General features: G+C 55.5%; 10 protein-coding genes. 2 read left to right on the forward strand and 8 right to left on the reverse strand.

The genetic code is table 11. The features are described from left to right. Positions 1-27 precede the first annotated feature (27 nt). Positions 28-5,370: a hypothetical protein gene (locus tag ABD796_RS22600; protein ID WP_344912112.1), complete on the reverse strand. Its 5,343-nt coding sequence runs from the start codon at positions 5,368-5,370 to the stop codon at positions 28-30. 458 nt (positions 5,371-5,828) lie between these two features. On the opposite strand from ABD796_RS22600, the gene ABD796_RS22605 reads away from it, so the two are divergent. Beyond that, positions 5,829-6,002 (forward strand): hypothetical protein, encoded by a 174-nt coding sequence (locus ABD796_RS22605; RefSeq protein ID WP_344912115.1) that lies wholly within the window; start codon positions 5,829-5,831, stop codon positions 6,000-6,002. Positions 6,003-6,086: 84 nt separating this feature from the next. On the opposite strand, the gene ABD796_RS22610 is transcribed toward ABD796_RS22605, so the two are convergent. From ABD796_RS22610 to ABD796_RS22625, 4 genes are read right to left on the reverse strand one after another with little or no spacing between them, the layout of a single operon-like run. After that, a complete protein-coding gene (locus ABD796_RS22610) occupies positions 6,087-7,991 on the reverse strand; it encodes a glycosyl hydrolase family 28-related protein (protein WP_344912117.1) in 1,905 nt (634 codons plus the stop codon). Between the two features lie 39 nt (positions 7,992-8,030). Then, the gene (locus ABD796_RS22615; RefSeq protein ID WP_344912119.1) at positions 8,031-8,912 is read right to left on the reverse strand and encodes a sugar phosphate isomerase/epimerase family protein; all 882 of its coding nucleotides are present in this window, start codon (positions 8,910-8,912) and stop codon (positions 8,031-8,033) included. A gap of 24 nt (positions 8,913-8,936) precedes the next feature. Then, positions 8,937-10,019 carry a Gfo/Idh/MocA family protein gene (locus ABD796_RS22620; RefSeq protein ID WP_344912121.1) on the reverse strand — a complete coding sequence of 361 codons (1,083 nt, stop codon included), beginning with the start codon at positions 10,017-10,019 and terminating at the stop codon, positions 8,937-8,939. A 53-nt stretch (positions 10,020-10,072) separates the two neighbouring features. Continuing rightward, a complete protein-coding gene (locus ABD796_RS22625) occupies positions 10,073-11,425 on the reverse strand; it encodes an ABC transporter substrate-binding protein (protein ID WP_344912123.1) in 1,353 nt (450 codons plus the stop codon). Positions 11,426-11,557: 132 nt separating this feature from the next. On the opposite strand from ABD796_RS22625, the gene ABD796_RS22630 reads away from it, so the two are divergent. Continuing rightward, a complete protein-coding gene (locus ABD796_RS22630) occupies positions 11,558-14,587 on the forward strand; it encodes a TIM-barrel domain-containing protein (RefSeq protein ID WP_344912125.1) in 3,030 nt (1,009 codons plus the stop codon). A gap of 88 nt (positions 14,588-14,675) precedes the next feature. Here the strand turns inward: ABD796_RS22630 and ABD796_RS22635 are convergent, their stop codons facing one another. From ABD796_RS22635 to ABD796_RS22645, 3 genes are all read right to left on the reverse strand, one after another. Next, positions 14,676-14,882: a hypothetical protein gene (locus ABD796_RS22635; protein ID WP_344912127.1), complete on the reverse strand. Its 207-nt coding sequence runs from the start codon at positions 14,880-14,882 to the stop codon at positions 14,676-14,678. Positions 14,883-14,921: 39 nt separating this feature from the next. Beyond that, entirely contained in the window at positions 14,922-16,241 is a 1,320-nt protein-coding gene (locus ABD796_RS22640) for an ABC transporter substrate-binding protein (protein ID WP_344912129.1), read from the reverse strand. 366 nt (positions 16,242-16,607) lie between these two features. Next, the gene (locus tag ABD796_RS22645; RefSeq protein WP_344912131.1) at positions 16,608-16,715 is read right to left on the reverse strand and encodes a twin-arginine translocation signal domain-containing protein; all 108 of its coding nucleotides are present in this window, start codon (positions 16,713-16,715) and stop codon (positions 16,608-16,610) included. Between the last annotated feature and the right edge of the window lie 29 nt (positions 16,716-16,744).

Below are 16,744 nucleotides of genomic sequence, written 5' to 3' on the forward strand. Positions count from 1 at the left end.
TCCTGTTTCTGAATGAAGAGTAGCCTGCTATTCTTTTCTGCCGATAAAGAACGTCGCATATTCCCGCTCCCGCTCCTGGTTGCGCACGATGATCGTATACCAGCCCGTCTGCGGAAACGTCACGGCAAACTGCCCGTTCAGCAGATCCTGGTAGCTGACCCGCTCCGCGATATATTTCATTTGCCCTTCGCGGTACAGTCCCGACTGGTACATCAAATCGTACGTAGCCCACTCGTTGACGCGCTCCTGCCCGTTCACGTCCATCCGGTCGAAGCCGGTCACGCGGAACGTCAGCTTGTTGCGGTCGAATAGCGCCGATTCGCCGGACGATGCGGAGATCAGTACCCCGTCCGCCATAATGCTCATGCCCGTCTCGCCGACGACGACCACGTCCTGATAGACGGTCGCGACATTGCCCGCTTCGTCCGCCGCCTTATAGGCGACCCGCTGCCTCCCGAGCTTGCCCAGGTCCAGCCCGCTTATCGTCACCGCGATCCGCTCCGGCTTGGACACATTGTCGCTTACCCGGAAGCCGCCCAGATCGGTGCGGAAGTCGAAGCCCGGCTTGTTCTGGGCGATGGCGACAGTTGCTTGGCCAAGGACCAGCTCCGGCGCTTTATTGTCAATTCCTTCTATGGTTAGCGGAACTTTCGTCACATTGCCGAGCAAGTCCGACAAAGCGACGGCCGTGCTGCCGTTGGCCGAATAAAAACGGGAATACGTATAGCTTCCGTCTGGACCGCTGATCCGGTTTTGGTACACCCCGTTCTCCTCAACGGCGGACGTACCGGAGAACACCGCATTCGGAGCGGACGTTCGGCCGACGATGGTCGCTTTTACTTTTCCTTTCGCGTAACGCTTGCCGTCAATGGTCGCAATCTGCTCCTCCGGCAGCGGATTGCCGGACTCGTCGACGAACGTATACGTAATCTGCTCCGGCTCGGGCAGTGCAGACACAATCGTTTGCACCTCTTCGCGCAGCACTTCCGTATTGCCGAACCGGTCGGCTACCGTAAAGGAAACCGAACCGTTCTGCTGCAACACGACGCTCGCCTGCCCGCCGACGACGGTAATGTCCTCCGCCTGCGGGTCCTCCTTCTCGACGGCCAGCGTTACGCCCGAGGACAGCAGCACGCTGCCGTTGCCGTCGCGAATCGTGCCGAACGTTTGGCTGCCCAGCTCCCCGTAGGCGTAGGAACGGACGATCTTGGCCCGGGGCTTTTCCTTGCGGATATTGTCCACCGTTACGCTTGCCGTGCCGCTGTTGCCCGCCTCATCGAGAAATTGGAACGTAAAGCTGCCATTTTCGGTAAACGTATAGATCGGCCCCTCGTGATTCGTAACCTTGACCGGCTCGCTCGGTTCAAGCTGTACGAGAACGCTGCCGTTGGTCGGGGCCGTATTGAGTATGCTGACCGACGCCATGGGCGGTATGCCGTCGATGTTGTCGACGACGACGTAGAGCGTGTCCTTGCGCGACGCGTCGCTCGTATCGGTCAGATCGAAGCTGTACGTCCCGTTCTCGCTTACCGTAAATTTGTTGCCGCTGCGCACCGGAACGGACGGATTGACCGATGACGGCACGACCTTAATGCCTAAGGGCGGCGTCACGTCGATCCCTACGCCGATCGTCGGATGCACCGGACGGGTCGTGCTGAGAGCAGCCAGCGCATAGACGGGCTGTTCGACCGACACGGCCTTGACGTCCAGCTTCTGCGGCGCGCTCATGGAGCCTCCCGGCGTCTTGTACTTCACCTGGATGTTCAGCTTGGAGACGTCGCCGGTCGGCACCTTCACCGCCACGAAGTTCGTATACGGACGCCACTTGGCCCAGCTATCCCCCCCATCCGGAGACATGGAGTACGCATAACCGGCTTTATCGATCGTATCCAGCCCCAGCTTGACGATGGCCGTATAGCCGTCATCGGCATCTCCGTACAAATAGATCAGGTCCGACGTCGTCTGAGCGGGCGGATCGTCCTTCCCTCCCGCGCGGGATACTTTGAACTGGCCCGATGTGGCCGTCAGCGTCTCGTTGCCGGCACCGTCGACGGCGTGGACATAGAGCCGGAAATCGGCGATTTCCCCGGGCAGCAGCGCTTTGTCGTCAATGACGACCAGCCCTCCGGCCGGAAGATCGATCCACAATTCGGAGCTGGCCGATGGCGGCGGAGCGTCCCCTTTTACCCATTGGTACCGCTGCCGGAGTCCGTTCGTGCTGTATGGCTCGGTTACCGTCACCGTCACGGCGTGGGACGCTTGCGGGTACGGCACGGACTGCTTGCTGAACGTCACCGCAGGCGGCTGGTTATCGAAATAATACGCGATCGAAAAATAGTAGTACCGGTCGGCATTCGCTTCCTTGACCTGGATATGGATATAGTGAATGCCGTTTTTGGACGAATCCGCCGGAATCGTATAGTTGCGCTCGCCCGTAAGCGGGTCATCGCTCCAAGACTGGAAAACGGTGTACGCGGACGCGCTCTCCGGACGAACCGAGCTGGCGCTGAATGCATAAGAGACGACGGGTGCCGTACCGGTCAGACCGGACAGGCTATTCGGTCCGTACGTCGCATAAGTCACATACGTCACGCCGGTTACGCTCATCGACGACAGGCCGCTGAGGTGGAACACGACGTCCGTGCTTTTCGTATAGCCGGTGTTGGGAATCGGCGTGAAGCGGCCTTTCACATGGCTAGTCGAATCGACCGTGACGGGGTTCGCTTCGGTCAAATTGACGATCCGCTCGTTCCCGGCAAAATCGACCGCCTTCGCATATAGCGAATATTGGCCGTCCTCCGCCACTTCATTGAGCGTGGATACCGTCACGAGACCGCCGGTCAGGACGGCTTCGTTCCAAGCCAACGGAGTGCTGCCCGCCTTTACCCAGGCGTACCAGCCGTTTTGGAGGCCGCTGTGCTCGTCCGTCATCTGGATGGTCGCTTGGACATTGGCGGTTTTGTCGCCGCTCGTTGCAGCCAGCAAAATGCTCGGTCCGCTATTGTCCAGCTTCAGAACGGTCCGGTTGTACGTCCAGTTGGAGTCGTCGTGCTTGAAATCGTCCAACGGCCATACGTTAACGTCGCCATACTGGCCGACTGCCATCATCGCCTTGTTATCGGCGTAGAACGTCTTGTCGGCGTCGGAGCCGTCCTTTTCCAGCTTCCAGGCTTCGTACTGCGCCGCGTTGTTTTGCTTGTAAGTCTTCATCTTCTCGTACTGCATCCGTTCTCTGGCCGTGTCCCACGTCATGTCGGCCGTCCACGTATGCAAATACCACTCTCCGCTTCCTTGCTCGGTCAACGCTTCCGGCGGAGGAGCGATCATATTCGTCTTGTTGTTGGCGACGGACAAGTTCAGTCCGGCAAACTCGTCGGGGTACAGTTCCTGCGACGGCTGCTTGGCCGACAGCGAATAGCGTTTGACAGCCGCGTTCTGATCCGCCGTTCTGGCTTGGAACGGGTCGCCGGGGGAGCGCGTCCAGGTGTAGTACACCAGTCCGACGGCCGGCGATCCGGCGCCCGTTACGTTGGACGGCCGGTAAATGCCGTTGCTCGGCCGCAGCGTGCCGCGCAGGTCGGTTAGCGGGTCGAGAGACGGAACCATCACCGGCGGATCGTTGGCGTCGATCGTCACTTTGCCGTTTTTCAGGTAAGTCGTATCGTTCGCCCCGCCTGCTTCGTATTGGTAGGAAATAACCGGCGGCGTGTTATCGATGGACAAGCCGGCCCAATCGATCTTCGAGTTGATGTTCGTTTCGTTGCCGTCCCGGTGAATGCCCTCGTAATCCGCCGGCTGAATAAGCGGGTTGCCCGCATAGTCATAGATGACGTATAAGTCCGAATCGTCCAGCTTGGCCTCGTTGCTCAGGGCAATGACTTTGAGCAGCGGCGTCTCCACGGCGACGCCGGGATCGACGGTCATCTTGAACGTCCAATTGGCCGTGCCCGCACCGGAATCGTATCTCGCTTTCATGCCGTTGTTGAATTTCAGGAACGTATCTTCCAGAAGATAGCCGTTCTTCACGACCGTCTCCTCGGATAATTGGACGGTGAACAGGATGACGTCACCGTTATTGACCGTCGATCCGGTCAATATTTCCGGCTGGATGCCGTTGGCGCCTTTCGAATATTTGGGCGCAACCGCATCGACGATCACCCGGAGACCGGCATTCGGGTTGAACGGATCGACCGATTTGCCTCTCAGGTAAATATTGCTGGCGTTGCTCGCTTTTCGGGAGAACGAAGTGGCGGGCCAGTTAATGTCGGCCAAATTGCCCGCGGCATCCGTAAGAACGGCGCCCCTGAGCTTCTCCTCCAGCGACTGGTCGATCGGCGCGACATTCGTCGTCGGACCGAACACTTTGGGCTCCAGCGCATTGTTGCCGCTGTGATGGTATTTGACGCCTTTGTACTGGTAAGCGATACTGCTGTGGACCGTCTTTAGCGTATTGGCGTCAAACGTAATGTTTTTCAAATATTGCGGCTGGCCCGCAGCCGGCAGACCGTCTCCGTCCGGATTCACAAACAGCGGATGGCGCAAAAAGTAGTCGCTGTTTTGCGGGTCGATCGCCGTCGTCATAACCGGCTCGCTGAAGTCGAAAGCCAGCGTAATGTTTTCATCCTGCTTGACGTACAGCTCCCGTTGGCCCGCATTGTTCTGGCGCTGCGCCCCGTTGCCGTCGAACGTGTAGCCGGTCAGGGTCGGACGGGTTTTGTCTTGGAACTTGATGTACACCCCCGAAGCACCCGTCGGGGATTCGCCGTCCTTTCTTCTCCCGCCGGTTACCGTTATCTTAATGACGGAATTTTCATTAATGATTGCGGACCCGCTCCCGGGGCCTACGTCATCCTCGTCGCCTGAAGTGGTGGCGTACAGCCGGGTTTGGTCATTCAACTCGAAGCGGATCGTACTGTTTCTCTTCCAGTCGAAGGGCCATACGCCCCCGGAATGGTAATAAATCCGATTATAGCCGAACAAAATTTCGGCGTGCCCGCTTTGAGCAAGAGCTTTCAGGACGGGATTGTCTTTCACCTTGATTTGAAATTGTACCGTGGCCGTCTCGTCGCCATCTTGGTCGGTCGATCCCAATAAAACATCGCCCCCTGCCCAATCGCCTGTGCGATGATGCGGGGAGGTTATGGTCTGAACGAAACCGGGCGTCTGATTATGATAAAAGTTCAAGAATGCGTTCTCCGCCTCATAGGACAGGTTCCCAATCCGTGTTCCTGCCCCGAATCTGACCTCCAAGTCCTTCTTATCGTCCGCCGCATACACGTATCCGAAAAACGGATTCGGCAGAAGCGACATAAACACCATCAGCGTTAGAACGATCGCTATTGCTTTTCTGGCGGGCTTTCTTCTATACACCAATTATTCCTCCTTCTAAAGTCCTATCATGAAACGACTGCCGTTTCTGCAATTGATTCATTTTTTTGTCGAATTCTAGGATTCCATGCAGAATGCCTCCTTTTTCCCCCGCTCAAATAAAGGCGAATAAGGCCATAAGAACTATTATAACGATCGATTCTGAACCGATTCTGGACATGGGGAGGTGGAAAGGGGTGGGGGGATGTGAAGGGGGCGACATGGAACTGCATCCGACATCACAGGCAATCATTTCGATGTGGAGGAACACAAACCAATACACCATAAGATCTTTAGCGGTACTTTGATATAGCCATTGTGGTGGGAAACGATGAATAGGGCCACACTGCTCAGTCTGTATAAGGGACAAATTCATATAGGTCTGTAAAATGAAACGTGGAACCTTTGAAATGGATTCAAATGGGGCATACTAGATAATTCAATTTCGGAGGGAATACGTAATGGCGGAGAAATTTTGGAGCAAGCAAGCGATTCAGGAACTGGTGAAGGAGCATCAATTTCAGTCCGTGGATCAGGTCCAGGCGACGTTGAGGGACATGTTCAAGGATGTGCTGGAAGCCACATTGAAGGCCGAGCTCGATCACCCAACTCGGCGGCACGCATTGGCCCCGTGAGGCTTTCCGCGTCGCAAGGCCCCGCCCTGTCGATTCGGGGGCGGGACCTTTCTGCTGCGAGCCGATGATCGGAACGGACCGAAATCAAGCTTCGATTGCGCCGAACCTCTTCCATGTGCCGGGTGATCCCGCCGTCACGCAAACCCATCCCGCGTAACCGCCGGCCGTGCTGTTGTCGTCGTACATAATGGTGCCCTTGCGGTATTCGCCCAGCGTTGGAGCTGCGGCGGCGTAGGCCCGGTCGTTGTTGGAATTCGTCCATATTCGGCACAGTTCCGGCCCGGTCGTTCCAATTCCGTAAATTTGAAAGCAGATCAACTGTTTCATCGCCACCAGCAGCTGAATGGTTTTTACGTCGGGATGGACGCGGATGTCGGTCAGGACGGAGTCGTTGGATTCGGTGTACGTTCCCCCGTAGTAGGTGTATAAATAAGGCTCATTGCTGGAGACGATGTACCGGTTGTACTCCCAGCCATCGCCGGCCGTTACCGGCACGCTCTCTCCCGTCAGCAGCGAGCCGCTTGCGTCCAGACAGCGGAAGTGAAGCCGTGTGCCCGTACCGGGTACGGTGTTTTTGACGAACCGGAACGTTTTCAGAAGCGAAGTGTCCACATACAGGCTGAGAATCATTCGCAAGGTCGCGCAATTGACGCTTTGCCCGTTGAAGGTGACGAGCGAGACGCCGGATTCGACGACGGAGCTGCGCTGAAACGCCCCGTCCAAAGACAGCAAATCCAGATTACGCACGAACACTTTGTCTCCCTCGTAATAATTGCACTTCTGCGCAATGAAGCCCGAATCGAACAGCAGCGTTTTGTTGTCGTTGACCGCGTTGCGCAAAGATTTTCCCAGCTCGTACAGTTTCGTTGAACTGAGCGCCATGGTGAAATCGAAATGGTTGTCCAGACAGTCCTTCAGGTAAGCGAAATAATTCGGATTGTTCGCCTCCGTACGTACGGCTATAAACCGGTTGCCGCTGCAATTCACCATATGGACGGGTACCGTAAAGCGGGTTCCGCCCACTCCCATCTCGAATTTCGGCGAATAAAACGCGTTGCCGTTCAATCCGTTATAGTCGGTTTCAAATTTGACCCCGATCGCCTGGTCGTAGCCGCCTGTAAACGAGCCTCCGTAAAATTCGTTGCCGTTCGCCCAGCCCTTGTTTTGGTTTTTGATCAGCACATGGACTTTCCCGTATTGAAACATGCCGAGCGAAACAAAATTGGAGTAGAAGCCAAGGCTGTTTTTCGCCGATAGCAGCACGTTTGTGCAAAAGCGGGTGACCGATCCCAGCTCGATCGTGTTGTGGTACAGGTTAACGAACTCCACGCCGACGGAGCTGCCGGCAAAATTAATCGTTTTTTTGTCGACGGAGAGCTTATACGTCTTATTTCGCGTATACGCCGTGTCGGAGCCGATTTTGACAGCGGTTCCTTCCCCGTCGTACACTAGAGCGCCTTCGCAGATGAAGCTTAGAGTTGGGGGGACTTCGATCGTATCGTTGATCAGATAGCTGCCGGGAGGCACGTACACCGTCCCGGTCGAGACCGCGGCGATCGCTTGCCGGATGGCGGAGGTGTCGTTTGCGATGCCATCCCCTTTGGTCCCGAACCAGGCCGCGTTGACCGGCTCCCGTCCGTACAGCCGCTTAAACCGTTCCCCGTATGCCGAAACGAGTACCGTTCCCGTATTGTCCACTGAGGCTGCGTCGGCCGGGTCAAGCCGGAAATGCCCCTCCTGGCCCGGATCGGTCACATAATAAAGCTCGTCCACGCCAGAATCGGTCTTGCTTCGAATTGCCGCGATTGTGGTCGGGATGACGCAACTCGAGCAGCCGATCCCTCCCCCGTATACGGCTTCGCTGACCCCGGTCGGGGCCGCGAGCGCACGCGCCAGCCCCGCCTGCAAGCCGCCTGCGGCGGCGGCGGCGCCAGCCAGGCCGATCGCAGTCAGCAACTTTCTTCTGCTCATGCTGTCCGTACCGTTCATAACAATCCCTCCGTTTTGTGGTCTTGCGGCTTTGTGGAGTTATTTAGCGGTTTCGAAGGTGCTTTGCACTCGTGCTCGCCCCAACATTTGCTTCACTTTGTTGAAGTCGTGCTCCAGCCGTTCGTAGGCCGGCAGCGGTGCAAAGCATTCCAGCGATAGCCAGCCGGAATAACCGGTTTCCTTCAGCGCATCGAACAGAGGCTGATGATCGGCAGCGCCTTCTCCAAGCAAGCATTGCATAAACTTCTCGGTACCGTGCTTAGTCAAATTGCTGAACGTTCCCGGTGCGCCCGCTTCAGCTATACGCTTCTCGTCTTTAACGTGAACGTGGAACATTTTATTGCCGAGTTGAATGACCGATTCTCTTCCATAATCCGTGTCGGTAATGTACATATTGCCTGCATCGTGAATCAACCCGATGTTGTCCGCACCGACCATACCCACGAGACGCAAGCCGGATTCAACCGTTTCGACCAGCGAATTATTATGAATTTCCAGAACGATCTTTTTTCCTTGTGCGTTCGCCGCCTCTGCGCATTTTTTCAGCCAGTGAGCCGATTTGGCATAATGATAGTCTTGAGCTAAAAATGCGGTCGGCCCCCCCGCAGAGACACGAATCATATCGGAGCCAAGCACGCCCGAAGCTTCGAGAATACGCTCAAAGTCGCTGTACGCCTGCTGGCATTCTTGATCGCTTGCCGTTGAAAAACCGCCTACATAGGCTCCTATCGCCGGAATTTCCAAGCCGAGCCCGTCCGCTACGGAGCTAATCTCCTTGATCCTCGGAGCGCTCGTCGTACTTGATAAGTGAGGCTCTCTCCCGGCGATTTCGATTCCGTCGAAGCCGATCTGCTTCGCTATACGCATCGCTTCATGGATGCTGTAATCGATTAATGTCACGCTAAACACAGCTATTTTCATTTCGAATGTTCCTCTGCTTTCTTATTATAACCCAGCATAAATATGTGGATTTTGCCGACGGCATTCTTCAATAACCATCATTTGCTGCCGCACCTGCTGCGGTGTGATTTCAAAAGGAACGCCATTCACCAATGTCTGATATAGCTTGCTGTACAAGTTCTTTTCCATGGAATCTAACGTCATAGAATCTGAACGATTAGTTATATCCCAACTATCCTTATACCAGTTCAATGTTTCGCTGCAATAAGCAGGATTCCCGTTCTGATCGAATAGCGGCTCTCTTATGAGCTGCTGCGGGGGCGCTTCCTCCGGAATAAAATACTTCCACTCCAAATGCTGTAAACTGCCATACAGTCCGCCGTTTGTTCCTTGTACGATAAATGGATGTCGTGGATACGCGCTGCAGGATGAAATCTCAAGATCGATTGTTGGACGGCCAGGACCTCTCAGAATCAGCTTTACATAGTCTTCCGCATCTCCAAACGTATTCGCTCGATCCATAATACAAGTGACTTCCGGCATAACATCCGCTCCAAACAGCTGTAGCGCTTGGTCTAAAGGGTGCGACCCGGTATTCATCAAATTCCCGCCGTTGCTGCTTTGCAGCGTTTGCCAGTCCCATCTGCGCGCGAAAACGTTGCTGGTAAAATCGATCTGGATAATACGTCCGAGTATCCCGGATTCAATTACCTTGCGAATCTGGATAAAAGCAGGCTGGAAACGGGCATTTTGGAAGACCGCAAGGATTTTATTAGACTTCTTCGATTTCTCTATTAGCCGGTTTACCTCTTCCGCCGTTTTCGCAAGCGGCTTTTCACAAAGAACATTCACCCCTCTATCCAATAATTGCATTGAAATTTCAAAGTGAAGATGGCTCGGAGCGGCATTCACAACGAGATCAAGTTTTTCGTTTTCAATCATTTCTTGCCATGTATGATAAGCGTTACAGCCATATTCGCGCTTTGCAAGCTGTTGTCGTTCTTCGATTGAATCCGCAATTGCCGTTATTTCATAAAGCTCTTTCATCTTAACCAGTTGGTTTCCATGTATATGGCGGCCGCTGCGACCTTGCCCGATAATCCCAACCTTTAGCACCTTTGCATCCATTGATACACATCCTCTTCCAATTTTAGTTTCCGACTACAAGCTCCTTATGCATGTTATTTCGGCTTGGCCGTCTGTATTTTCTGGTTGGCGATTTCCTCGGCATCGCGGAAAGCCGTATTCAAATCCTTCGTCCCGCCGATAACGGCGATAACCGCATTGTAAAATTCGGTCGTGGCGATGCCGTTGTACCGCGTCACCGCGCTCGGGGCGCCGTATGTTTGCGGTAGCATCGCTTTCGTATTTTTCCCTTTGAACAGCGGAACGTCCTGGCCGAACGATTCCTTTACCGTCTTGTTTTGCAATATAGGCAGCAGCTTCCCTTCCCTGGCTTTCTGCTGCTGGAACTCCTCCGAGGTGAAGTAGGAGATGACCTGGAACGCTTGGTCCTTAACCTTGCTTGTGTTCGGAATATAGTAGTAGGTCGGGTAAGGCTGCGGTCCCGCGGAGGGGGCGTCGGCGAATACCGGGAACGAAGCGATGTCGAAGTTCATTCCTTCCAGGAGCGCGCCATGAATGCCGGTAAGCTCCACAAACATCGCCGTATTGCGGTCTTTGAAAAACCGGTTGAATTGCGCGCTTACGTCAACAGACGTGCTGTAACCGGGAATTTGATAGAACCGGATGAAATTTTCGGCGAAGCTTTTCCAGCCCGCCGTATTGATGTTCGCCTTCTCTGTCGCCGGATCGATCGGATTCAGCTTCCGCGCATTCATCTGCGCCGCACCGCTGAACGACATCGACAGACCGTAATATTGCGCGTCTCCTTCCTTGCGGGTCAGCTTCTTGTTCAGCTCGTACATCTCGTCCCACGTCATGCCGTCCTTCGGGTAAGGCACTCCGAATTTGTCGAAGATGTCCTTGTTGTAATACAGCGCCGAAGGCGGAACGTAGGCCGGCAAGCCGTAAAGGCCACCCTTGGCGATTTGTCTGGCCATATCTAGGCTCGTCGGCTCCAGTTTGTTCAGATCGTAGCCGTACTTCTTGATCAGCGGCGTGATATCGTACTCCAGCTTCGGATCAAGGATAGTGGGCGGCGTCGCGCCGATGGAACAAAACATGATGTCGATTTTTTGCCCCGCGGCAATCAGATCGGTAATGCTCCTGCCCGGCCTGGAGTCGCCGACTATGAAAGTGGGAGTGATGTAGGGGAACTTCTTCTTGATTGGTTCCCCGAACGTCTGCATAAGGCCGGCTTCGTCCCAATCGCTGACGTACGGATAATAAATGACCAGCTCGACCGGTTCCTGCGGAGGTTCGACCGGCTTGGCGGGTTGTCCTTCCTTGACGGTTCCTTCCTTTTCCGCCGTTTGCAACGTCCCCCCGCCTGAGCATCCCGCGGCCATCAGAACGGTAATCACCGTCGCGGTCACGGCCGACACCCCTTTTCGCACCTTGCTGTTGACCATTGCTTTCTCTCCCTTCGTCGAATTACAATCAGATTATATATGAAAACGCATTCGCGTCGTTAGCCGATCTATTGCAACTGATCGACTATGTATGACTTGTATCTCATCAGCCGTCGAGGGGGTCCCTGCAACTTGAGCGATAACAGCCATTGCACCGTTATTCCGATCGCAAGCGGCGGCTTCTTGCGCGTGGAAGCGTTAGCCCCGCACGCGCTGCGGATCCGGATGCGAACGACGAACGACTTTCCGGAATCCGCGCTGGAACGATACGGCATTATCCGCTGCCGGCCCAATGCCGATATGGTCGCGCAAAACGACGGTTCCCGCATCGCGCTGCGCACCGCCGAGGCGGAACTACGGGTCGATGCGGCGAACGGGACGCTTGCCTTGCTCCGCGCCTCCGGCGAGCTGCTGACCCGGCATGCCGCGCCTTCCCGCTACGAAGCGGGACAAGGGTTTGCCATTCATTTCACGCTGGCCGACGGGGAAAGATGGTACGGGTTCGGGGACGAAACGAGGGAGCGTATCGAGCATCGCGGTCATCGCGCCAGCATGTGGGTGGAGAACGTGAAGCGCTACGCTCCCGTTCCGTTCCTGATGAGCAGCAGAGGCTGGGGACTTGCGATCAACACGACGTGGAAGCACGAAATCGACATCGGCTGCACTCAGCCCGACCGGTTGACATTCGAAGGAGCGAACGGGGAGCTGGATTACTTCGTATTTGTCGGCGACAGTCCGAAGCAGTTGCTGGACCGCTACACGGACGTTGCCGGCAAGCCGGCGCTGCTGCCCAGGTGGGCGTACGGACTGACCTATGTGTGCCACGAACTGGTGAACGCCCGCGAAATGATGGACGACGCCCTTAACTTTCGCCGCGAAGGCATTCCGTGCGATATGATCGGGCTGGAGCCGGGCTGGATGGAAAAGCCGAACGACTGGTCGACGAGCAAAAACTGGCACCCGGAACGGTTTCGGGTTCCCCCGTTCTCGAATGAATCGGAAACGTTTATCGGTGCCCTGGACAAGCTCGGCTTCAAGCTGAGTCTGTTGCTGAGCTGCGTTCATGACTTGAGCGTATACGAAGAGCGGCAACTGGCTGGAGCCGCCCCGTACTCCGCCGCGCTAACGCCTGAGACGGAAGACGAGGAGCCATGGTACGAGCATTTGCGAAAATTTGTCGATCAGGGCGTCGCCGCGTTCAAGCTGAGCGGATCGTGGCAATCGGTTCCGCAGCCCGGCCGCCGATGGAGCAACGGCATGGACGATGAAGAAATGCATAACCTGTATCCGCTTCTGCTTGCCAAGCAAATGCATGTCGGGTTCCGGGAACAGACCGGGCTCAGGCCGATGATTTACACGTTGTCCGGCTTTACCGGCATACAGCAATACGCCGCAACGTGGGCGGGCAGCTCCGGGAAGGGGGCGGCGCTCGTTTCCATGCTGAACCACGGCATGTCCGGCCATGTTCATACGACCGCCGATATGGATGTTTCCACTCCCGAGACCATTCATTTCGGATTTTTGCAGCCATGGTCGCAGATAAACAGTTGGGCGTATTGGCGTCATCCGTGTCTGCTGGAGCGCGATCTGCTGCAAACGTTCAAAGCGTACGCCAAGCTGCGCTACCGGCTGCTGCCGTATATTTATTCGGCGGCGCATCAGGCCGCCCGCACCGGCATGCCGATCGTACGGGCGATGCCGCTCGCGTTTCCCGACGATCCGCGTGCGGACGGACTACTGAACCAATACATGCTAGGGGATTTTTTCCTGGTCACCGCTTTTACCGAAACCGTATATTTGCCAGAAGGAGAATGGATCGATTACTGGACCGGAAGCCGGCATACCGGACCGGCGGAGCTCGACTATAACGCGCCGGCGCCGGCGGGCGGGCCGTTGTTCGTGCGGGCAGGGGCGATTATTCCCGAATGGCCGGAGGTGACCCATATCGGAACGAAGCAGCCGGAAACGATCAGCCTGCATCTATACCCTTACGGGGAAAGCAACTACACACTCATCGAGGATGATGGGACAACTTACGGGTATTTGGAGGGCAATGTCGCCGAGACGTCCGTAAGATGCCGGGCGACGGAGAAATGGATGAGGATCGCCGTCGGCCGACGGACGGGTCGGTACGAAGGAATGCCGGCAAAGCGCCGATATGAGATGTTTCTGCACGTGACAGCGAAGCCACTGCAGGTCGTCGTCGACGGGCGCATTATCGAGGAAGTCGGACAGCCGCCGTATAACGGCATAACGGATGCCGGTTGGCATTTTGACCGCTCGACGTGGCTCGTCCGCCTGAATGCGGAAGAAAAGGCGGACAAACCGGACGACCTGAGCATCGAATTTTTATTTGATGCAACCTTGCGCCGGAAATCGGCGGCAGCCTGCAGCCAGGGCGGCCAAGAGGTGGAACGTGCGGGCCGGGAACCAAAAGCGGCGGAGTTTTCCGGCAAGATGCGTCCCGCCTCGCCTCCGCCAAATTGCTGGGCTGACGACCCGGGGTCGAAGATGTCACCGATCCAAGCGGGTGCGCTATGGGAAGCCGAGCTGGAGATAGGCCTGGAAACCGGAGATCCGACTAAAGCGTTCACGGCTTTGGAACAATGGTGGATCGAACGGATGGAGAGTCAATTGGAAGCCGGAGAGTCGCGCGTTAACTTGCTCGTTTTGTACGGACTATTCGTACAGGTCTGCAACCGCCAAGGCTGGACGCTGCAGACGGTGCTCGGCGGAGACTACGACGCTTTCAGCAACGTGCAGGCTCTGTCCGGGAGCGAACATGCGTACGGCCTGATGCGGGGAACCGTTCAGCGCTTCCTCGACTACCGGCGGTACGCCAAGAAGGACAACATTCATCCGCTGATCAAACAAGTGTCCGACATTATAGAGAAAGAGCCGGGTGGCGAGTTGTGGCTGCAAACGTTGGCCGAACGGCTGCACGTCAATTCGTCCTACCTGAGCCGGCTGTTCAAACGGGAGATCGGCCAGCCGCTCAACGATTACGTGCTGTCCCGCAAAATGGAACGGGCCAAAACGCTGCTGATCGCCGGAGGCACCGTCTCGGAGACGGCCGACCTGCTCGGCTACAAGGATACGAGCCATTTCATCCGCGTGTTTCGAAAATATTGGGGCGTGACTCCCGGCGAGCTGAAACATTGACGGCGGCCGCAAGCCGCATACACTGAAAAGCACCGCATCCTTCTCAGGAAGGGCGCGGTGCTTTTCGTTCGGTACCGGGCGGGGCGAATCAAGAGCCCGTTATTCGCGGCATCGGCATCGGCTCTTTGCCAAGCTCGGCCCAGACGTACCGGAGCAGCAGCTCGGTTATCAGCGCGGAAGCTTCCGGCTCGTACCCGGGAGTACCGCCGGCAACGCAGACCCAACCCGCAAAGCTGCCAGCCACGCAGTTATCGTTGTACAGCAGGGTTCCTTGTCGGTATTGGCCGAGTTGCACTTTTGCGGTAAATACCCCGAATCGAAAAGCAGCGTTTTGTTATCTCTTTGTTGTCTTGGCTTCGTCAATCTTTTTATTCGTTGCCTCCGCAGCTTCGCGCAAAGCGGTATTGAGATCAACGCCCTTCGTGGCGATGTTCGTAAGCGCGGTGTTCAGCTCTGTTGCGGCGACGACCTGATACTCGGTAATGTTGGACATCTTGGCATGCTTAGGGAACAAGGCCGCCACATTTTGACCGTTATACTTTGGGAGATCTTTGCCGTAGCTCTGGTGCAATTTCGTATCATTCAACGCAGTAGCCAATCCTCTGGCGTTCAGAGAAATCTGGAATTCCTCGGACGAAATAAACTTCATTACCTCGAAGGCGGCGTCTCGCTGCTTGCTGATCGAGCTCATAAACCAGTAATTCGGGAATACTTGCGGTCCCACATTCCGAATATCCGGGAAGTCGGGAATTCGGACAACGCCCCAGTTCGCGACGGCGGCTCCGGGCGTGTTTCCGCAGCAGCCGGTATAGTTCGTGGCCATCGCCACGTTACCTTTGGTATTGAAATTGACAACGGTAGCTTGTGTAACATCGACACCCGGTATCATCATGAATTTAGTAAACGTTTGAACGATCTTTTTCCAGGCATCTGTTTCGAAGCTCGCTTTGAGTGTTTTCGGATCGACCAGATCCAGTGAATATTGGTTGACCTGCAAGTAAAAGTTATCGTTGACGAAACCGTAGTAGGACGTGTCTCCTTCTTTCCGCGTCAGTTTGACCGCCAGATCGTACACTTCATCCCACGTGATCCCATCCTTCGGATAAGGAACGGCGAATTTGTCGAACAAGTCCTTGTTGTAGTACAAGCCGGAGGTGCCTACAAAAGCGGGCAGACCATAGATCCCGCCGTTCGCCATCTGGCGCTGCAGCTCAATGACGGCAGGGGAGAATTTGGCCAAGTCGACCTTGTCTCGTTTGATCAAGTCGCTAATGTCGTTTTGCAGATTCAGCTCGCGCAGATTCAGATGGTAGGTGGTGTAGGCTCCGAATGCGATATCGAGCGGGTTTTTGTTCGCGACATATTCCTCAATTTTTGTCTGGCCGGCAAAACTCACCTTAAACTTGATGTCAGGAAATTTTTCATATAAATATTTGCCGTATGTGGTATCGAACCATTCCTGGGTCCCCCCGGTCAAACTGAACAAGCTCAGCTCAATCGGCCCCAGAGGCTTCTTCTGCTCCTGCGCCTGCTGCGGCGTCTGCTCCTGCGTCTGCTGCTTTCCTGTACTCTGGCCCCCGCTGCAAGCTGTTGCCGCAACCGTGATGAACGCAAGCAGGACGACCTTCCATCCGTATAAGCTCTTCTTTACCATATCGAACCTCCCTTGTAAAATATTCCATTTTAATTGTCCGCTTTTAAACGTGATTTTCCTGCCATAAGCCTCGCGCCGATCACTTTGTCGTCGCCTTCGCCAAAGGAGCCGCCATAAAATTCGTTTCCGTTCGCCCAGCCCGAATTTTGATTTTTCAGCAGTAGATGGACTTTGCCGTATTGAAACAGTCCCAGCGAGATGAGATTGGCGTAAAACCCGAGACTGTTTTTCGCCGATAGTAGGACGTTTGTGCAGAAACGGGTAACCGAGCCAGCTCGATCGTGTTATGGAACAGGTTGACAAATTCGACTCCGACCGAACCAGGCGACGCTTACGGCATCCGACCCGATCATTCTTTTGAACCGCTCACCAGATGCCGCACCCGCTTTGCATCCCGCCCACCGCCGCGGCCGCTCCTGCCATTCCGATCGCAGCCAACAGCTTTCTTCTGCACATATTCTCGGTACCATTCATCGATATCCCTCCGATATCGCGATCTTCCG

Origin of the sequence: Paenibacillus hodogayensis (assembly GCF_039536325.1) — a bacterium.
Taxonomy (GTDB): Bacteria; Bacillota; Bacilli; order Paenibacillales; family NBRC-103111; genus Paenibacillus_AB; species Paenibacillus_AB hodogayensis.